10 protein-coding genes are annotated in these 20,673 nt (G+C 40.4%); 9 read left to right on the top strand and 1 reads right to left on the bottom strand.

Annotation, left to right across the window (positions count from 1 at the left end):
* Nucleotides 1-28: 28 nt before the first annotated feature.
* From PASHI_RS21550 to radD, 4 genes are all read left to right on the top strand, one after another.
* The gene (locus PASHI_RS21550) at nt 29-2,695 is read left to right on the top strand and encodes a TonB-dependent receptor plug domain-containing protein (protein WP_054564038.1); all 2,667 of its coding nucleotides are present in this window, start codon (nt 29-31) and stop codon (nt 2,693-2,695) included.
* Nucleotides 2,696-2,938: 243 nt separating this feature from the next.
* Nucleotides 2,939-7,093 carry an ATP-binding protein gene (locus PASHI_RS21545; RefSeq protein ID WP_062567003.1) on the top strand — a complete coding sequence of 1,385 codons (4,155 nt, stop codon included), beginning with the start codon at nt 2,939-2,941 and terminating at the stop codon, nt 7,091-7,093.
* 110 nt (nt 7,094-7,203) lie between these two features.
* The gene (locus PASHI_RS21540; RefSeq protein ID WP_054564036.1) at nt 7,204-7,509 is read left to right on the top strand and encodes an H-NS histone family protein; all 306 of its coding nucleotides are present in this window, start codon (nt 7,204-7,206) and stop codon (nt 7,507-7,509) included.
* Between the two features lie 68 nt (nt 7,510-7,577).
* Entirely contained in the window at nt 7,578-9,323 is a 1,746-nt protein-coding gene (gene radD / locus PASHI_RS21535) for a DNA repair helicase RadD (RefSeq protein ID WP_062567002.1), read from the top strand.
* A 26-nt stretch (nt 9,324-9,349) separates the two neighbouring features.
* Here radD and PASHI_RS21530 read toward each other — a convergent pair whose 3' ends face one another.
* A complete protein-coding gene (locus PASHI_RS21530; RefSeq protein WP_062567001.1) occupies nt 9,350-9,682 on the bottom strand; it encodes a ribonuclease E inhibitor RraB in 333 nt (110 codons plus the stop codon).
* A 171-nt stretch (nt 9,683-9,853) separates the two neighbouring features.
* Here PASHI_RS21530 and PASHI_RS21525 point away from each other — a divergent pair, with 171 nt between their 5' ends.
* The 5 genes from PASHI_RS21525 (at nt 9,854) to PASHI_RS21505 (ending at nt 20,671) form a co-directional block, all read left to right on the top strand.
* Entirely contained in the window at nt 9,854-11,581 is a 1,728-nt protein-coding gene (locus PASHI_RS21525) for an autotransporter assembly complex protein TamA (RefSeq protein WP_062567000.1), read from the top strand.
* Nucleotides 11,581-15,267, top strand: coding sequence for an autotransporter assembly complex protein TamB (tamB, locus tag PASHI_RS21520; protein ID WP_062566999.1), 3,687 nt, complete (start codon nt 11,581-11,583; stop codon nt 15,265-15,267). Before PASHI_RS21525 ends, tamB begins: the two co-directional genes overlap by 1 nt.
* A 91-nt stretch (nt 15,268-15,358) precedes the next feature.
* A complete protein-coding gene (locus PASHI_RS21515; protein ID WP_062566998.1) occupies nt 15,359-16,231 on the top strand; it encodes a peptidylprolyl isomerase in 873 nt (290 codons plus the stop codon).
* Between the two features lie 69 nt (nt 16,232-16,300).
* Nucleotides 16,301-20,191, top strand: coding sequence for an ATP-dependent RNA helicase HrpA (hrpA, locus tag PASHI_RS21510; RefSeq protein WP_062566997.1), 3,891 nt, complete (start codon nt 16,301-16,303; stop codon nt 20,189-20,191).
* A gap of 72 nt (nt 20,192-20,263) precedes the next feature.
* The gene (locus tag PASHI_RS21505) at nt 20,264-20,671 is read left to right on the top strand and encodes a response regulator (RefSeq protein ID WP_279625991.1); all 408 of its coding nucleotides are present in this window, start codon (nt 20,264-20,266) and stop codon (nt 20,669-20,671) included.
* Nucleotides 20,672-20,673: the final 2 nt, after the last annotated feature.

Genomic DNA, 20,673 nt, shown 5'->3' with positions numbered 1-20,673 from the left:
TAACATGGATATGACCAGGGAGAATCAAATGTTAAATAATCAAGTTTCAAAAGCAGTTCGCTTAGCGATTGCTTTTGGTGCAGCGTCAACTGCTGCATTTTCAGCTTCGTCTTTTGCTGCTGAAGAAGAAGGTGTAGAAAAAGTTGAGCGAATCGAAGTTACAGGTTCACGTATTAAACGAACTGACATTGAGGGTGCAAACCCTGTTGTTGTAATCGACCGTGCATCTTTAGATAATTCAGGTCAATTAAGTGTTGCAGACGTATTAAACCGTTCAACATTTAACTCATTTGGTTCGATTCAACCATCATCAGGTAGTACTGCGCAAAGTCAGGCAACAGTAAACTTACGTGGTTTAGGTTCTTCAAGAACACTTGTTTTAATTAACGGTAAGAAAATGCCAGGTTCACCTGTTATGGGTGGTGGTGCAGCTGACTTAAATACCATTCCTTTTGCTGCTGTAGAGCGCATTGAAGTTATGGGTGATGGCGCATCTGCGGTATATGGTTCTGATGCGATCGCCGGTGTAGTTAACATTATTTTAAGAAAAGATTTTGAAGGTGTTCAAGTTCAGGGTCGTATGGGTACTCCGAGCCGTGATGGCGGTGGTGATGAGTCATCATTCTCAATTATCACAGGTCTTAAATCAGAAAACTCTAACCTAGTATTCAGCTATGAGCATGATGAGCGTGATATTATTTTTGCTCGTGATCGTTGGTTCTCACGTGCAACAGACGATGGTTCAGGTACATTCGCTGGTACAACAGGTCAAAGCTGGTATGGCCGTAACATTCTAGATATGCAAACATTTGAGTTTAACCCAATGATCACTGGTCAAGACTGTTCGCAGTACGGTGATTCATTTGCTTATCATAATGATGCACCAGATTTCCCTGCTGACGACGGCTGTCACTATGATTATACTGCTGTTGCTGCTGACGCTGCTTCAACAAAGCGTGACTCAGTATTTGTTAACTTTGATTATGACATCAATGATGATTTAATCTTTAACTTCCGCTCATTACATTCGCGTAATGAAAGCTTTGGTCGTTTCGCACCTGCAGCAGGCTGGTTTACATTCCCTATTGCGCTTGCTGAAGACACAGAAAAAGGCTTAATGGCTGTTAATGAAGGCGACCGTGGTTATTACCGCTTTAATAACGTAGGTACTTCACGTGACACTTGGCAAGTTAGCAACATGGCTGATTGGAGTGCATCTCTAAATGGTATGGGTGAAGTGTTTGATTGGCATGTAGATGCACACTACAACCGTTATGAAATGAACGAGTGGGGTCAAGGCTATGTTCATCGCCCAAGCGTAGAAAATGCGATCATTGATGGTTGGGATCCACGTGACCCAGATCAATCTGCGTATGCTACTCAATTAGCTAATATCGCCGCAAATAGTAACCGTCGTTCTGGTAGTACATTACGTGAAGTAACTGCAGGCGTAAGCTTTAATGAGTTAGCTACTTTACCTGCAGGTGAACTAGGCCTATATGTTGGTGCTAGCTACCGTGAAACTGATTACTTTGACCAAGCGGAAGCTCAAAACGAAGCGAAAAACATCATTGGTACTGCTGGTGGTTCAGCGGCAGGTGACCGTACAGAATCAGCTGTTTTTGCTGAAATGTTAATCCCTGTAGTAGACACATTAGAGTTAAACTTAGCTGCTCGATATGATGATTACAGCGATGTAGGTTCATCATTTGTTCCTAAAGTTTCACTTAAATACCAGCCATTTGATGAGTTAGTTTTACGTGCTGCTTGGGGTGAAGGTTTCCGTGCTCCAACGCTGGAAGATCTATATAAAGCACCACAAGAGTCAGCTTCATCAGCTAAAGATGTTGTGGTATGTACATCAGCAGGTACATCACGTTCTGATTGTCGTACACAACAACATACAACTTACTTCATCGGTACTGATTCATTAAAACCTGAAGAATCAGAAAGTGTAAGTTTCGGTATGGTTTATAACATCACTGATAATATCGATATGTCAGTTGATTACTATGATATCGAAATCACTAACCAAGTTAGCTCGTTATCTACACAAGACGTATTTGACCTTGAGTTAGCTGGTCTTCTAGGTGACCCTGAAGATCCAAATGATAACGCTGCTGGTTATGACCAAGTATCTGTAGACCGTGGTGGTAATCCAACGGGTCGTTCGTTACTTGTTACTGCACCAATGGCTAACATTCCTGGTTTCTCTACAGATGGCTTAGATTTCAAACTTAACGCAGTATTTGACTTAGGTGGCGCAGGTCTACTTCGCTCTAAGTTTGCTTGGTCAGAAGTACTTAGCTATGAAGAGCCAGATATCATCGGTTACCCTAACGTTGATAAAATTGGCCGTGCTGGTTTACCAGAAAGAAGAATCAGCTGGGGCTTAACATGGGATATCGAAGCTCACATGTTAAACGTAAACTGGAACCACATTGCCTCAACAGCTGAAGAAACTGAAGATGCAAATGATGAAGGTACTAAGTTCAAAGCAGTTGGTGAGTTATCTTCGTATAACATTATCGATATTAACTATACTTACGCAACGCCTTGGAACCTTGATCTAACACTAGGTGTTAATAACTTAGCTGATAAAGATCCAGTATTGAACTCTGAATTAGACTACGACGACACTCTTTATAGTCAAGTTGGTCGTCTGTACTATGCAGGTTTCAAATTTAAGTTCTAAACGAACGATTTAAATACTTGTATATTAAAACCCTGCACTTGCAGGGTTTTTTATTTTATAAAAAAATTCACTACAGGTTTTACAATTATAAAATAATTAATTTTTAAGGCTTAATTATTTACTTAAGCTCTTGTGTAAGATTTATGTGCAGTTGTTTAAATCAATTTATGCTCTTATACTTAAAAAACCTTAATAAAAGCGATGTTTAAGTTGAGTTATTTCCATAAAATCATAGTGTTGTTTTTGACGCTGTGTCTTTCATTCGATGTCTTAGCCACACAACTCAAAGCGGGTATCGTTAACTATAATTTTTTTCCTTACCATACCCGTGATGCTGATGGGCAGTTTTCGGGTGTTATTGTTGGTTATAGTAATGAAATCGCTCGCTTGGCTGAAGCCGATCTTGAATACCGTGTTTACGACAGTTTAGATGAGTTGTTAGATGCGCTTAAAGTTGGTGAGATCGATTTTGCTGTAGGCCTAAATAAAACCGCACAACGCAAAAAGCATTATTTATTTTCAACACCCTTCATGGAAGCGCCAAGAGGTATTGTCGCAAATCAGTCTATTGCAAATGATGCTTTGAAAAACTTAGCGAGCTTACGTTGGATGTGCATAACGGGTAGTTCACATTGTGAATATTTAGTTGAAAATGGCGCGCTATTTATTAATCGTTTTATAAAACCCGAAGACGCCTTTAAAAAAGTAGCAGATGGCTCGTTTGATGCCTTTATGGGTGATTACTCAGTATTATCTCATCAACTAAAAAATCGCTCTCAAGAAAACCTGAAAGTTGTGAGCCCAGTTTGGTTATCGAGCGAAACCTTGCATGTAATGTTTAATAAAAATAAAACAGCATTACGCAATCAGGTTAACTCGGTATTAGCCGCTATTTCACCAACCACGAGACAATTATGGGAAAGTTCTGCTAGTGAAGAATATTTAGCCGCTAAAGCGTATAGTCAATTTAAGCGTGACTTTAACCGTATTGATAAAAAAGAAGAAAATAATTACTTACTGACATTCTCTTTTGTCGATGGTTTATATCCAATTCATGCGACAAGTAATTTAGGGGAAGCTAATGGCTATTTAAACGATACTCTTGAGCTTTTAGCGCAGCGCAGTGACTTTCAGTTTAAGTATATACCTGCGGCTAATTCGAAAGAGTTGGAACGACTATTTTTAGCCAATAAAATTGATTTAATTCCGACCATGAACCCTACTAAAATTGATGAGGGGGTGTTGATAGCACTGCCTGCTCACTACAGTTTAGAGATGGTGTTAATCTCTAAACGAGCAAGCCAAACTAAACGAATTGGTTATTTAGAAGCGTTTGCTGACCCTAAGCAAAAGCTTGTAACGAATGAACTCGTTGAAACGGTATCATTTGACTCAATTAAAACGCTATTTTATGCACTGAGAAATGACAACATTGATGCTGTGATATTGCCGCAAAGTATTGCGGCATACCAGTTAAACCAATTCTATATTGGTGAGTTTTATATTAATCCAAAATACCGTTATACCCAGCCTATTTATTTTTTAGTGAATAAGCACTTTTCAGAGTTTGCGACTTTGCTAGACAGCTTATTTAAAACACTGACCAGCAACGATTTTAGCTATGTTGTGAACCGTCATGGCATTTTTAGTATTGAACGTGGCTACGACCGTAAAACAGTGAATACCACGGCAATTCTTATTTTAATTTTAATCGCTGTGTCGGTGATTTATTTTATTAGCTGGCGGTTAACTATTAATCGCGAAATTGCAAAGCGTAAAGAAGCTGAAGAAGTGGCATTGATTAAGCTTAACTTTACCCAAAAACTCATTGATGACTTACCCACTATGGTGGTGATTCAAGATCAGCATCAAAAACGCGTTATGTGGAATCGTGCCTACAAAGAAAATTTTGCTCACTTATGGGATGAAAATAACCAATATCTGCGCGGCGACATTAAAGTTGTAAAAAAACTAATTTCACAAAATGAACAAAGTTTAAATTCAGGCAAAGTCATTAATCAGCATATTAATTACACTAACAAATCTGGCAAAGAACTGGAGTTGCTTTACACTAAAAAGCCGTATGTGGGGTTAGATGGTGAACTAGCAGGTATCATGACAGTGCTTACTGATGTTACTGAGCACCGCCATTTACAACGTGAGAATCAGTCAGTTCAACAGCTTCTACAAACCATCACAGATACCATACCCGGCGGCGTATTCCAGTATGAGTATTATGACAATGGTGAGGGGTGTTATACCTATATAAGTAAGGGCGCGCAGAGCTTATTAGGTGTCACTTCACGAATGATTAACCAGCGCGGTATGACGGGATGTATCTCGCCATTTATTGTTGATGAAGACCGCGTGCAAATCGCCAAGAGTTTTAAAGCAGCGACAAAATTTAACAAACTGATTGATATTGAGTTTCGGATAAATAATCTCGGCCAGCAAATTTGGTGTCGTTATATTGCTAATGCTGAAATTAATAAACGAGACGATAAGCAAGGTGTGCGTTGGAACGGGATCTTGCTGGACATCAGCTTACTTAAACGTCAACAAGCAGACTTAAGTAAAGCTACTCAGCTTGCACATCAAGCTGATCTAGCAAAAAGCCGCTTTATTGCCACTATGAGTCATGAATTAAGAACGCCAATGTCTGGGGTAAATGGCTTTATAGAGTTGTTAAAATCATCACCGCTTGATGAAGAGCAGCATTACCTAGTTGAGCACATTGACAGCTCTGTAACCAAGCTTCGCACATTAGTGGATGATATTTTATATTTTGCTAACACCACGACAGGCAATATTGAAGTTGAATTACGTGAGGTCGACCTAGAAGCACATTTATGTCGTGTTTTGCGTGCCCATGAATACCTAGCTAAGCAAAAAGGGCTTGAGTTTAACGTGATATGGCGCACAGCTGCTTATACCTTAGCTTCTGTTGACATAAGCCACTTGATGCAGGTTCTCTCTAATGTTTTAAATAACGCTGTGAAGTTTACTGAAAATGGTTCAATAAGCTGCGATGTGTTATTTGAGAAGCAGTCTTTAAAAATTGAAATATCAGATACAGGTAAAGGTATGACGGCTGAGCAGTTGGCGCATACATTTACCCCTTTTGAGCAAGCTGACAACTCAATTCAACGTCGCCATGGAGGTACAGGCTTAGGCTTGAGCTTGGCAAAGCAACTTGTTGAAGCAATGCAAGGTGAAATATCCATTTCAAGTACCTTTGGTAAAGGTACCAATGTTTACATTGCTGTGCCACTTAAAAGCGTCAGCAAACAAAAACTGCAGGCTGTATCAGTGAATTGGGCTGTGTGTTCTCAAGACCATCAGTTATTAAATAATCTAGCTAATATGGGTGTAAAGCATCATCAATTAGGTTGGCCAATAGATATAGAGGCATTTACACAGGAAGATAATATTCTTATTGATGAAAGCTATATTAAAACGTTGTGGGGCGCTAACTGGCTGCAATCAATCAGTACTGCAACCAACAACTACATTTTAGTCGCAAGTGCAAAAAAAGAGCATAGGCCGGCTAATTGTAGCTGTCATATTTTACCTATAGAGCCATTATATCCAGATACTCTAAGAGAGCTTTTAGATAATGTACATACCAGCAATGATGAGGGGGTGGCTGCGCAAAATGCTCAGTTACATGGGCAAATATTAATTGCTGAAGATAATAAAACAAATCAATTATTACTCGAAAAACAATGCCAGAAGCTCGGTATCAAAGCAGTGATGGTTGATGATGGTATTGCTGCACTCAGAGCACTTGAAACAGGACAGTTTGATTTATTACTAACCGATTGTCATATGCCTGACTTAGATGGGTTTAAATTAACGGAGCAATTACGTAATCAAGAAAAATTTAAACATTTGCCAATTATTGGCTTTACCGCTGATGATTCAAAAGAATGTTTTAACAAAGCATTAAAGTCAGGAATGAATAGTGTTTTATTTAAGCCTTATAAACTTAATGAATTATATAATCGTCTAGCTGAGTTTATAGATTTAAGCTCTAATGATTTGCCTAATAGCAGTGAAGGCGTTGATATCAGTTTACAAGGTATAAAAGATAAGCAGCATTGGTTAACTGTTTTTGGTAATGAGAGTGATGCAAAAATGCTTGCCGACGTATTTATTAACAGTTTGCAAAGTGATTTAAATACTCTACAAGAGCACTTGGAAGCTCAAAATTTAGAAAAGGTTTCTGCTGCAATACATAAACTTAAAGGCGCTATTGTTATGCTGCAATACCCACCTTTATCTGAGCTAATAGTGACAACAGAAAATACCTTTAATCAACAGCAAGATACATTAATAGTGGAACAATTAATTACTGAGTTAAGGGATGTAATAGATAAAATAAAGCTATGGCTATAATAAAAAGATAGGATAAAAAATAAACATGGAATAGATTATTTCATTAAATCCACATATACTAGCTACTGTTGAACATTTAACTTAACTTTTAATACTTAAGAGAGCTCTCAATGAAAGAAATCCGATCTTTTGTGAAATCTGCGTCATTATCTGAATTAGAAAAAGCAAAACAGCTAATTGACACAGCAATCGAGAAATATACTCAACAGCAAGAAGCTAAAAAAGAAGTACTCGATCTACTAAAAGAAAAAGGACTTACATTAGAAGATTTACAAGATGTTGCTTCAACAGATAAGCGTACTAAGGTAAAACCAAAGTACCGCATCGAATTTAATGGCGAAATTGTTGAATGGACAGGCCGTGGCAAACGTCCTAAAGCATTCCAAGGTGTCGATTTAACAAAACACCTCGCTTAATTTTTGCTTTAAAGAATATCAAGGGAAGCGTATGCTTCCCTTTTTTATGTCGATTATAGTCCGATAACATGAAGTACGTACTCAGACCCTACCAACAAGAGGCCGTAGCACGCACGGTTGCTCACTTTCGACAAACAGATGACGCCGCACTGATTGTTTTACCAACAGGGGCTGGAAAAAGCCTTGTTATTGCTGAACTTGCGCGCATTGCTAAACAAAAGATTATGGTGCTCGCGCATGTTAAAGAGTTAGTAGAGCAAAACGCCGAGAAATATATTAGCTTTGGTTTTAAGGCGAGTATTTTTTCTGCGGGGTTAAAGCAAAAGTCTTTAACAGAGCAAGTCACCTTTGCGAGTGTGCAATCACTGGCACGCAATACAGAAAAGCTCACTGATGCTTACTCTTTGTTGATCATTGATGAATGCCACCGTGTAAGCGGTGATGAACAAAGCCAGTACGGGCTGGTGATAGCGAGTCTAAAAAAACAAAATCCCAATCTTAAAGTACTTGGCTTAACCGCAACACCATTTCGTATGGGGATGGGTTGGGTTTACCATCATCACTATCATGGTTTTGTTAGAGGTGATAAAAATGCACCGTTTAAAAAGTGTATTTTTGAGTTACCACTGCGCTATATGATCAAGAACGGCTATTTAACGCCGCCCCATGAAGTCGATGCAGCCATTAGCCATTATGACTTTTCATCATTACCGAGTGATTCATTTGGTCGGTATAGTATTGAGAATATGAATGCGTTATTGAAAGATAATACACGCGCAACAAAAGCGATTATCAAGCAAGTTATAGAATACAGTGAACAGCGTCATGGCGTGATGATCTTCGCAGCAACCGTAATGCATGCCAAAGAAATTACCAGTTACTTACCTGAGGATAGTACGGCACTTATCACGGGTGATACTGATAATAACGAGCGTGACCAAATTATTAATCAATTTAAAGAAAAAAAAATTAAGTATTTAGTAAATGTATCTGTACTCACGACGGGTTTTGATGCGCCTCATGTCGATTATATTGCTATTCTACGTCCCACCGAGTCGGTCAGTTTATACCAACAGATTGTTGGTCGAGGCCTTCGTTTAAGCGAAGGAAAAAAAGACTGCTTAGTGATTGATTATGCAGGTAACGGCTTTGATTTGTTCTACCCTGAGGTCGGCAGTAAAAAAGCGCAAAGTGATAATGAGCCTGTTCAAGTGCTGTGTCCAGGCTGTGGATTTGCGAATATTTTTTGGGGTAAAACAGACAGCGAAGGCAAAGTGGTTGAGCATTTTGGTAGGCGCTGCCAAGGCTTGCTGGACGATGGTGAAGAACAAGTACAGTGCGATTATCGTTTTCGGTTTAAAGAATGTGAGCAGTGTGGTGAACAAAATGATATTGCTGCAAGGCAGTGTCAGTCCTGTGGTGCCATGATGGCAGACCCTGATGATAAACTACGAGAAGCACTAAATTTAAAAGATGCCTTGGTATTAAGGTGTAGTGGTTTGTCAGCTCAGGTGCTCGCAAAAGGGTTACTTAAAATTAGCTATTATGATGAAGATGGGGCCAGTTGTGATGAGGTATTTAACTTAGCAAATGACACCGGACGATTTATTTTTAATAAGCAGTTTGGTAAGCGAGCAGCACCAGGTTTTACCCCAATGGATTGGCAAAGCGCGGAGCAGGTTGTCAATTTACAACAGCAACTACTTGCCCCCGATTTTGTGATTGCGCGTAAAAATAAAAAATACGGTTGGAAAGTAGCTGAAAAGCTATTTGATTATCAGGGCAATTTTCGTAAGGCGAATCAATTAAATTGATCCCCTTACGAGATTGTGGGAATGGCTTATTCTTCTTCGGCCATCAACCCCCAACCATCACCATAACCATTATGGCTATTAGCAATGCTTTCTAAGTATTGTTCAGTTTGGCTAAGTAAGGTGTGATCTGGCACCATCTTCACACGAGTAATTACTTCCCACACCCCTGTATCTGGGCATTTGGCTAACTCTGTTGAAGGGGCAAGTTCATCACTTGTAATGGTTTCAGCAAATTTTTCTGCTTCAGGCTTTTGTTCAAAAAGAATATAGAAATCGATAGTTTGCATACTGGTTAAATCGACACCAGCGTCAGCAATTTCAGCTAATAATTGACCGTTTTCGTCATCAGGGAAGTGCATTTAGTCGCTCATTCATTATAAATCTAGGTATTATCCGCTATTGTAGCGAAAATAATTGTTTAACGCGTACTAATTTTAACATTTCAATTATGTCAGTGGCTATTGCACTGTGCTAGTATCTTTTTGTACTCATTTTAGATTATGACTCTTCCAAAAAAGTAAGGATATTTTTTGTATACTCGGCATTTCTTTTTTGTCTTTGTGTTTATCTGCTTTTCATACAGCCAGCACGCAATTAGTGCCTCAACTGTTATTAAAGATTATAAAATTCAAGGGATCAGTGATGATCTCGAAAAAAACGTTGAGCTTTACATTAAGCAACTGGTCGATGAAAAAACTTCTAAGGCATTAAGGCGTCACGCTAAAAGCCAAGTTGAAATGAGTTTAAAGGCGCTTGGTTATTATAAGCCGATAATCAAAATTAGTTTCGATGATGCTCAGCAGCTTTTAATTGTTGATGTTCAACGTGGTCCTGCTACCCGTATTGCAGATATTAACGTGACTATCACGGGTGCCGGTAAAGATGACGCTGAATTTATGTCTGCCGTCAACAGCATCAAAATCAAACAAGGTGACTTTTTAAATCACGGTAAATATGAGGCCGCAAGAAAACGTATTGAAAGCCAACTATTAGACTTAGGCTATTTTGATGCAAAATGGCATGAGCATAAATTGGCAGTTTCGCTAAAAAATAATAGCGCAAAAGTCATTTTCAATGTCGATACTGGGCCCCGTTATCAGTTTGGTGACATCACAATTGGTAGTGAGACTCCAGCCGAAAAATACATTCGTTCGCTGGCTGAATTTAAACAAGGTCAGCCTTATAAAGCGACCGAGGTTTCTGATTACAACTTAGCACTGTCGAGTACCCCTTACTTTGCGAGTGTTCGTGTGTATGCAGATATTGCAAAACGTAAAAATAACCAAGTGCCTGTCAACGTTGATGTATTACACAAACCTGCCAATAGTTATGAAGTGGGTGGCGGTTATAGCACTGACCTTGGACCAAAAGTCCGTTTCAAATGGACCAAGCCTTGGATCACTGAAGATGGTCACTATTTAGAAAGTAACCTTAATGTATCTGAGCGCCAGCAAGATATTTCACTTGGCTATACGGTGCCAGTTGACGACCCTAATGATGATCTTTGGCGCTTTTCTGTGGGTTACAAGCTCGAAGATGAATTAACCAATGATTTATACAGCCGTATATTCACGGGGCAGCTTCAGCGGCAGTGGCTCACTGATGACGATTGGGTACGTACTGCTTTTTTAAGACGCGATTACGAGACCTATCGAATAGGGGGTGAAGAACAAAGCGCAAAAATGCTGATGCCTGGTATTAGTTATGCCAAAAAAGACACCGAGGGGGGCACAACGCCTTATGAAGGCTATCAATGGATGATGTCAGTAGAGTTTGGTTTAAAAGATATGATGTCTTCAACCAATATTTTGCGCTTACAACTGCAAAATGCCTGGTTAACTACTTTTGCAGAACGCCATATGCTGTTTTTAAGAGCCAATCTAGGTGCCATGTTGGTCGATAATATAAATGATGTGCCGTTATCACTGCGTTTTTATGCCGGTGGTGATCAGAGTGTACGTGGTTTTGCCTATGAATCTATCTCCCCTGAAGATGGGGAAGGGCGCCTAATTGGTGGTAAATATTTAATGAGTGGCACTGTTGAATATAACTATCAATTTGCTGAACATTGGCGCGCAGCCTTATTTGTCGATAGTGGTACTGCGACTAATGATTTTAGTGATCGCGTCGAAGTTGGTGCCGGTTTTGGTTTTCGCTATTTAACACCGGTTGGCCCTGTACGTATCGACCATGCTTGGGGTTTAACAAAAGAAAGCAAAAGTACCCGATTAAGTATTACCATAGGGCCTGAAATCTAATGAAGATGTTAAAAAAGATAACCAAGGTTCTATCAATCACGTTGGCAAGTCTGCTAGTTATTGTGTTTTGTTTGCTATTCACCGCGCCCGGTAATCACTTTATTGCATACACAGCGAATAAGTTAGTTGATGGTTTAAAAATCAACCTGCCATCTGGGCGTTTTTTATATAACGATGCGTTTGATGTTCACTTTGAAAATCAAGGCATCAAGCTTGAGGCAAAGCAGCTAAAAATTGATTTATTCTGGTGGCGTTGTGATGGTATCTGCCTAGATAATTTAAGTGCCCAGTCGATTGATCTAAGCATTAAAAGCCAAGCTGTATCAACTGAGCAGAGCACTGAAGCAGAGCCTGAAGCTGAGCAAGCTGGTCAAATCAACTTACCAATGAAAGTTGCTGTTAAGCGAGTTGCAATTAATCGCTTTAATCTCGCGCACCCGAGTGCCGATGTAACAGTCAACAAATTAAACTTAAATGGTCGCGGCGAAGCATCGGATATTACAGTGGATTCACTGACCATTGCTGATGTTGATGTGTTATTACATCAAGCAAAAGAGCAGCCTAAATCAACGCCATTAACAGAGCTTCCAGCATTACCAGCACTTGATATTACGCTCCCGATTAATGTTGAGCTGAAGCAATTTCAAATCAGTAAAGTTGCTGTTACCCCTTATGGCGCAGAAGAGGCTCAGCTTATTGAAAATATCGAGTTGATTGCGTCAGCCAAAGGAAGCGATATTAATCTTGAAAAGCTTGCTGCAGGTTATCAGCAATGGCAATTGCACTCTAACTTAATGGCAGAGCTTTCGGGTGAAAATTCAATTGAGGGAGCAGTGTCTGTAAAAAGCACTGAGCATCAAGCTAGGTTATCGGTTTCAGGCCCGCTTGAGGATTTAACGTTAGAATTAGTAACGCAAGGAGCGTACCCAGCAGAGTTAAAAGGGGCTGTGAACCTAAAACAAACAAATTACCCATTTGATTTAACAGGCCAGATAGCAAAGTGGCAAATTACGACAGATACACAACAGCTGCAATTATCAGACTTTGATTTAAAAGCCAAAGGCCATGCCGATGCTTATGCTGTCGGTTTGAGCCTAGTAACGCAGTTAGACGCATTACCTGCAATGACTGTGAGATCGCAATTAAAGGGTAGTTTAACAAACGCAAAACTTGAGCAGTTAAGCCTCAATGCTAATGACAGTAAAGCAGACATTAACGCATCAGTTGATTGGTCGAACGGGGTAAAAAGCGAGTTTAAAGGGGTTTTAAGCCACTTAAAAGCCCAATACTTAACGGATGCATTAAGCAGTGATTTATCTGGTGAATTTAATGGTTCATTTAATTTACAGGCAGGTGAGTGGCAGCTTGCCTTAGATAACACCCAATTAAATGGTTCAGTTAATGAAGTGCCAGTGACCTTGTTGTCGGATTTTGAACTTGATAGCAGCTTGCATGCGAGTTTTAACAAACTTGAAGTGAAAAGCGGTAAAAATGAAATTGCGTTATCCGGACAAGTGGATGACGTATGGCGTGTAGACGGTAAATTGCGTCTAGATGCAAGTGGTCAAGATATCTTGCCTATGCAAGGCAAGGGCTTTGCTGATTTGAGCTTTCGTGGTGAGCGTCTTGCGCCAACGGTTGATTTAAATCTAGTCCTTAATACATTGAGCTATCAAGATATTCAGGTTGATGGTTTAACATTAAAAGGGCAATTTGATTACGCAGCAGATTGGCAAACGGATGTGTCACTGGTGCTTGATTCTGCATCGATTAGCGAACACAAAATTAATCAAATTGAGTTAGACGCCAGTGGCGATAAAACAGATCATCATTTAACTTTTTTACTCGATGCAGATCAAGGCAAGGCATCATTTGATGTAGACGGTAAATTTAATAAAGAGACCTGGCAAGGTGCGCTAAGCCAAATTCTTGTTACCGATAATCAAGTACGCTTTGGCACTGATAAACCGGTTAATATTCAAGTAAATACCAAAACCTTTGACTTTAATGTAGGCGCGCATTGCTGGCAAAGTGATAACTCAAAACTATGCTTTGAGACCTTGCAGCAAACTGAGCAATTAGGCCAGTTAAATGCACAGCTTGCAGCACTATCTATTGCTGAATTTAAACACTTCTTACCTGATAACTTGAAAGTAACAGGCGATGCAAATGGGGAGTTTGTTGCTAATTGGAATAATGGTGCATTGAAAACGATTCGTGCCAATATCAAAACCAACCAGCTTGAAGCATCTTTAATTGATGACGCAAATGTTTATAAGTTACCGATAGAGGTTTTAGATATCTCGGCAATGAGCGATGCGCAAACGGGTAAACTTAATGCCACTATTGATTCATCTGTATTAGGTAAAGTGACGTCAGAGCTCAACATTGATGATATTCAAAATCAACAGACCTTAGCGGGCGACTTGGTTATTGAGAAAATTGAGTTAACAAACTTACGACCCTTTATTGCATCACTTGAGCAACTAACAGGCGACATAAAAGGCCGGTTAGCAATCGCAGGTACTTTAAAAGAGCCATTACTCAATGGAGATTTTGATGTCGAAAAAATCAATCTAGAAGGGGCAACCTTGCCGGTGTCGCTGCAAAACTCTTATGTGAACATTGCCTTTAATAACCAAAGTGCAAAGCTCACTGGCGAGCTCAAAGACACCGAAGGGGGCGCGCTTAATTTATCTGGCGGTGTTGATTGGCAGCAAGATTTACCGGACGTTGACGTGAGATTAAACGGTAAAGAGTTTTTTGTGCGTGCTCAGCAAGATGTCACCTTTAAAGTGTCTCCAGATTTAACTATGTCGTTAAAAAATAATGCGTTTAATCTTGATGGCCAAGTCGTCGTGCCATGGGGACGTATTGCGATTGAAGAGCTACCAGAAGGTGCTGTGCAAGTCAGCGATGATGAAGTCATTGTTGATATTGAGCAGCAACAGTCAGAAAAAGTGCCCTTTGATTATGCTATTAACTTAAAGGTGTTGGTTGAAAATGATGTGCGCGTTGACTCGTTTGGCTTACAGTCGAAAGTTGAAGGTGACATAAACATCAGCATGGACCAAGTTACGCCGATGATAGCAACGGGTGAGTTGAACCTAGTTCAAGGTACCTATCGTGCTTTTGGTCAAGACTTGCAAATTCGTACCGGTCAGGTGGGCTTTAGTGGCTCAATTGATAAACCGTACTTGAACATTAAAGCAATTCGTAATCCAGACAACACCTCGAATGGCGTGATTGCGGGTATTACGTTAACTGGTAATGTTGAACAGCCTTCATTAAAAGTATTCTCAGAGCCTGCGATGGACCAAGCCCAAGCATTGGCTTATTTATTAAATGGGCAACCTCTTGATGAAGGAGATAGTTCAACAGATGCGATGCTCACCCAATTATTGCTTGCCCAAGGTGTAAACCGTAGTGAAGGTGTAGTATCTAAAATCGGTGAAAGCTTTGGTTTGTCTGATGTCAGCTTAAGTTCAAGCGGCAGCGGGGATGACACCAAAGTTGAAATATCTGGCTACGTTACACCGGGTATTCAAGTGAAATACAGTGTTGGCATTTTTGATTCACTAAGTGAAGTGGCCGTTCGTTATCAATTGTTGTCGCAATTGTATATTGAGGTCACCAGCGGCCTTTATCAAAATGTTGATATTCTTTATAAATTTGATTGGGACTAATACCTCTACTTGTGATCAAACATCGCTTTTACTTGCTTATTAGGGCATAAGTTAATAGGCTGAATTGTCAATTACTTAAAAGATAATAACAATGAAATTAAGTCTATTAACTCTGTGCCTTGGCGTAGTTTTAGCTGCACCAATTGCTGCAAAAGAAACAAGTCAAAAACGTTCTGCTGGCGAAATTATTAAAACCGCAAATAGTAGTGAGTGGCGAAAAGTCAGTGCCGAAAACGTCATTAAATTAACCTTACCTACGGGGGCTGCTTATATCGAACTAAACGATAAACTAGCGCCTATTCACGCAAATAACATGCGACAGCTTGCCAAAGAAGGGTTTTATCAAGGCCTAAGTGTATATCGCTTTGTTGAAGGATTTGTTGCGCAGGGCGGGGATGCCAGCGAAAGTAAACCTGTTAAAAATGCCAAAAAAGGGTTACCTGCTGAGTTTTATCTACGCACCGAGGCTCCTTTAGCGATTACAGAGCTTAAAGGGCCTGATGGCTATGCCGCTAAAACGGGCTTTTTAAATGGCTTTGCTGTGGCACAAAACCAAAGCCAAACCGAAACATGGCAAGTACATTGCCCAGGAATTTTTGCTATGGCCCGCGGTAATGATATTAATTCCGGTGGTACCGAGTTTTATGTCACCATCGGCAATAGCCAGCGCTATTTAGACCGTAATATCACCGTGTTTGGTCGTGTTTTAGAAGGCATGGAGCATTTTAATCTATTGCAGCGTAAAGCCACTGAAGGTCAGCCATTTAACCCCATCACAGATATGCAAGTATTAGCAGATATTAAAGATACTGATAACAGTGAATTTCGGGTGATGAAAACAGACTCAAATGCCTTTAAAGACCTCATCGAAGCACGTAAAAATCGAGTAGAAGCATGGTTTGTTGAAAGCCCTGATTACATCGATGTTTGTGCAATGCCAATCCCAACCGAACGGATTAAATAAAGCCATGACCACCTGATAGATTATTTGATACAATATCAGTCTATTGGTTAAGAAATATAAGGGTATCGGGTGGTTAACCTAGGTCCGCTGTTCGGCGAATTAAAAACGTGTTTACGCAAAGATCAATTCATCTTCAAAAAACGCCTTCATGGCATTAAAAAAATCAACGATGAAACTAAGCAAGCGAGCATAGCGCAAAAAATAGCAGAAGATATTAGCCGTTCGCAGCAATTGCGCGAGCAACGTTTGGCTGCCTTGCCTAAAGTGACCTACCCAGAACAACTTCCTGTTAGTCAAAAGAAAGATGACATTAAACAGGCGATCGCCAATAACCAAGTAGTGATCATCGCCGGTGAAACAGGCTCAGGTAAAACGACGCAGATCCCAAAAATGTGTTTAGAGCTTGGCCGCGGTGTTGATGGATACATTGGTCACACCCAGCCTCGCCGACTCGCGGCTCGAAGTGTCGCGAATCGTATTGCAGAAGAAATGCAATGCGAGCTAGGCCAACAAGTGGGTTTTAAAATTCGCTTTAGTGACCAAGTTTCTGACAATAGTTACATTAAATTGATGACAGACGGTATTCTGCTGGCTGAAATTCAACAAGACAGATACCTAAATCAGTACGATACCATCATCATCGATGAAGCCCACGAACGTAGTCTGAATATCGATTTCATCTTAGGCTATTTAAAAAATTTACTGCCAAAACGTCCTGACTTAAAAGTTATTATTACCTCAGCAACAATTGACCCAGAGCGTTTTTCTAAACATTTTGATGATGCACCTATCATCGAAGTATCCGGTCGAACTTTCCCAGTAGAGGTTCGTTATAGACCAACCACTGAAATCAACAAAGATGAGATGGAAGCGGATGGTGACCAATTACAGGGTATTTTTGATGCCGTTGATGAGCTGTGCGATGAAGGCCCAGGCGATATTCTGATTTTTATGAACGGTGAACGAGAAATTCGCGATACCGCTGATGCGTTATCAAAGCGAAACCTTAAAGGCACCGATGTTTTACCGCTATATTCGCGTTTATCAAACGCTGAACAGAACCGAATTTTTGCGCCGCACAGCCGTCGTCATATTATTTTAGCCACCAATGTGGCTGAAACGTCACTAACGGTGCCGGGTATTCGCTATGTTATCGACCCAGGTACCGCGCGCATCAGCCGTTATAGCTATCGTACCAAGGTACAACGATTACCGATTGAGCCAATTTCACAAGCCAGTGCCAATCAGCGAAAAGGCCGCTGTGGTCGTATTGAAGCGGGTATCTGTATTCGTTTGTATAGCGAAGAAGACTTTAATTCGCGCCCAGAGTTTACTGATCCTGAAATTTTACGCACCAACTTAGCCTCTGTTATTTTGCAAATGCTTGGTTTAGGGCTTGGCGACATGCAGCAGTTCCCGTTCGTGCAAGCGCCAGATAGTCGCAATATCAACGATGGTTTAACGCTACTTGAAGAACTCGAAGCAATTAAGCCTGCTAAACGTCATAAAAAGACTGAGCTTACTAAATCAGGAAGAAGTTTAAGCCGCTTACCTGTTGACCCGCGCCTAGCAAAAATGGTGCTCACGGCTGATGGCTTAGGCGCACTGCGTGAAGTGATTATTATTGTTGCGGCATTGTCGATTCAAGACCCAAGGGAGCGACCACAAGAAAAACGCGGTGCAGCGGATGAAAAGCATGGCCGTTTTGATGACCCTGATTCAGATTTTATCGCCTTTTTAAATCTGTGGAATTACCTTGAAGAGCAGCAATCTGAATTGAGCAATAGCCAGTTTAGAAAGTTATGCCAAAAGGACTTTTTAGCCTATATGCGTATTCGCGAATGGCAAGATATTGTTTATCAGCTATCAACGGTATGTAATGAAATGGGCATGAAGGCCACTACCAATGTTGCTGATAGCGAGCGAATTCATCAATCTTTATTAAGCGGTATGTTAAGTCATATTGGTTTTAAAGATGAAAAACAAATTTATAAAGGCGCTCGCAACAGCCAATTCCATATTTTCCCAGGTTCAGGATTATTTAAAAAGAGCCCAAAATGGATTATGTCGGCAGAGCTTGTTGAGACCAGTAAGCTTTATGCGCGGATCAACGCGCGCATAGACTTGAAATGGGTTGAAGGCTTTGCACAGCATTTAGTAAAGCGCAGCTACAGCGAACCGCATTGGGAGAAAAAGCCGGGTGCAGTTATCGCGTTTGAGCAGCAAACCTTGTATGGCCTATTAATTGTTAATAAGCGCCGCTGTGTATACAGCAATATTGATCCAAAAGTAAGTCGCGAGTTGTTTATTCGCACCGCTTTAGTAGAGCAAGAACTGGGTCAAAATGAAGGCTTTTTACAATATAACCAAGAGTTAATTGAAGATATTCAGGTTCTTGAAAATAAATCTCGCCGCCGTGATATTTTAGTTGATGAACAAACTCTATTTGAATTCTACGACAAGAAAATTCCACAAGATGTAAATAATCGTGCCGCGTTTAATAAGTGGTGGAAAGGGCAAAAGCAAAAAGATAAGCGCTTTTTGCACATGTCTCGAGAAGAATTAATGCAGCATGGTGCTGATCATGTTACCGAGTTTGATTACCCAGATACTTGGCAGCAAGAGAACTTATTATTACCACTGGCATATCACTTTGATCCAGGGCAAGCCGTTGATGGTGTTGCGGTACAAATTCCAGTTGCATTGTTAAACCAAGTACAAGAAACCGGTTTTGATTGGCATATTCCTGCATTTAGGCATGAGTTAATTTGTGCGCTTATCAAGTCGCTACCAAAAACAATTCGTCGTAACTTTGTGCCTGCGCCAAATTACGCCGATGCGGTACTTGCTGCAATCGAGCCAATGCAAGGCAACTTAATTGATGCAATTAGCACGCGCTTATTACGTATGACAGGTGTACGTGTTGAGCCAGATGCATGGGATTTATCAACCCTTGCTCCGCATTTACGCTTACAGTTTGAGGTACGCGATGAACACGATAAGTTACTCGCTCGCGGTTTAAATTTATCTAAACTAAAAGCCCAGTTACAAGGTAAGGTAACGGATACCTTATCGAAAGTAGCAGACAAGGGCATAGAGAAAGCTGATTTAACCGAGTGGAGTTTTGGTGAACTCCCAAGTTCTTACGTGAAAAAACAAGGTCAATATGAAATCAAGGCGTTTCCAGCGCTGGTGGATAAAAAAGACTCAGCCGCGGTTGAGCTATTTGATAATGAACACAAAGCACAGCAAGCGCACCAACAAGGTTTACGTCGCTTAGTGTTATTAAACGTGCCATCACCAATTAAGTATTTACAACAAAACTTACCAAACAAATCTAAATTAGGTTTGTACTTTAATCCGTTTGGTAAGGTCAATGACTTAATTGATGACTGTATCGCTGCAGCCGTCGATAGTTTATTAATTAAATATGGCAATATCCGCACTGCAGATGCGTTTGAAAAAGCGAAAGAGCAAATTCGCGGTGAGCTTGGTGATACGGTTGTTGAGATCGCTACCCAAGTAGAGCAAGTGTTGAGTATTGCTCATGGCTTAAATAAACGTATGAAAGGACGCGTTGATTTAACCATGATCACGGCGCACGGTGATATTAAATCACAGTTACAAAGCTTAGTGTTCAAAGGCTTTGTAAGCCAGCACGGCGCAGCAAAAATGACAGATTTAATACGTTACTTAAAAGCCATTGAACGCCGCTTAGAAAAGCTACCTGTTGATCCTAATCGTGATAGGTTGTGTGTGCTTGAGCTTGATAAAGTAGCTGAGCAATATCAAAAATTAGCGAGCAAAATCCCTAAGGGAATGCCAATTCCTGAAGAGATCAGTGCGATATTTTGGATGCAACAAGAGTTACGTGTTTCTTTATTTGCACAAACACTAGGGACGCCTTATCCTGTATCTGCTAAACGTGTTTTAAACGCAATTAAAGAATGTGAGTTATAATACTAAGGAATGAGGTTAGCGCCTCCTTGCTTTAAGTTACAAACACAGATGCTAAAAGGAGATTATGTGGGCATTGAAAAGGAAAGACCTATCTCAGTTTCTGAGCGTACGGTAAATCGGCCGCGACCAACTATTTTGGTCGTCGATGATGAATATTTTAATTTTGAAATGCTCAAAGCAAGCCTTGGGAATGAGTTTTCGTTAAGCTATGCAAACTCAGGCACATCGTGTTTAACATCGGCTATTGCTGAGCCGCCGGATGCTATACTACTCGATGTGTGTATGCCGGGCTTAGATGGTTATGATACCTGCCGATTACTAAAAAACACCCCAGAAACAGAGCAAATTCCTGTTGTCATGGTGTCTGGCCTTGAAACCGAGCTTGAACAAAAAGCAGGGTTTGATGCCGGGTGTGACGCCTATGTAGTGAAGCCTTTTTCTGTTAAAACATTAATAGAGAAAATAAAAACACTGGTATAGGA

Source organism: Pseudoalteromonas shioyasakiensis (genome assembly GCF_001550135.1).
Classification (GTDB): domain Bacteria; phylum Pseudomonadota; class Gammaproteobacteria; order Enterobacterales; family Alteromonadaceae; genus Pseudoalteromonas; species Pseudoalteromonas shioyasakiensis.
The sequence above is the reverse complement of the archived record's forward strand: the minus strand, read 5'-3'. Positions and strand labels throughout refer to the sequence as shown.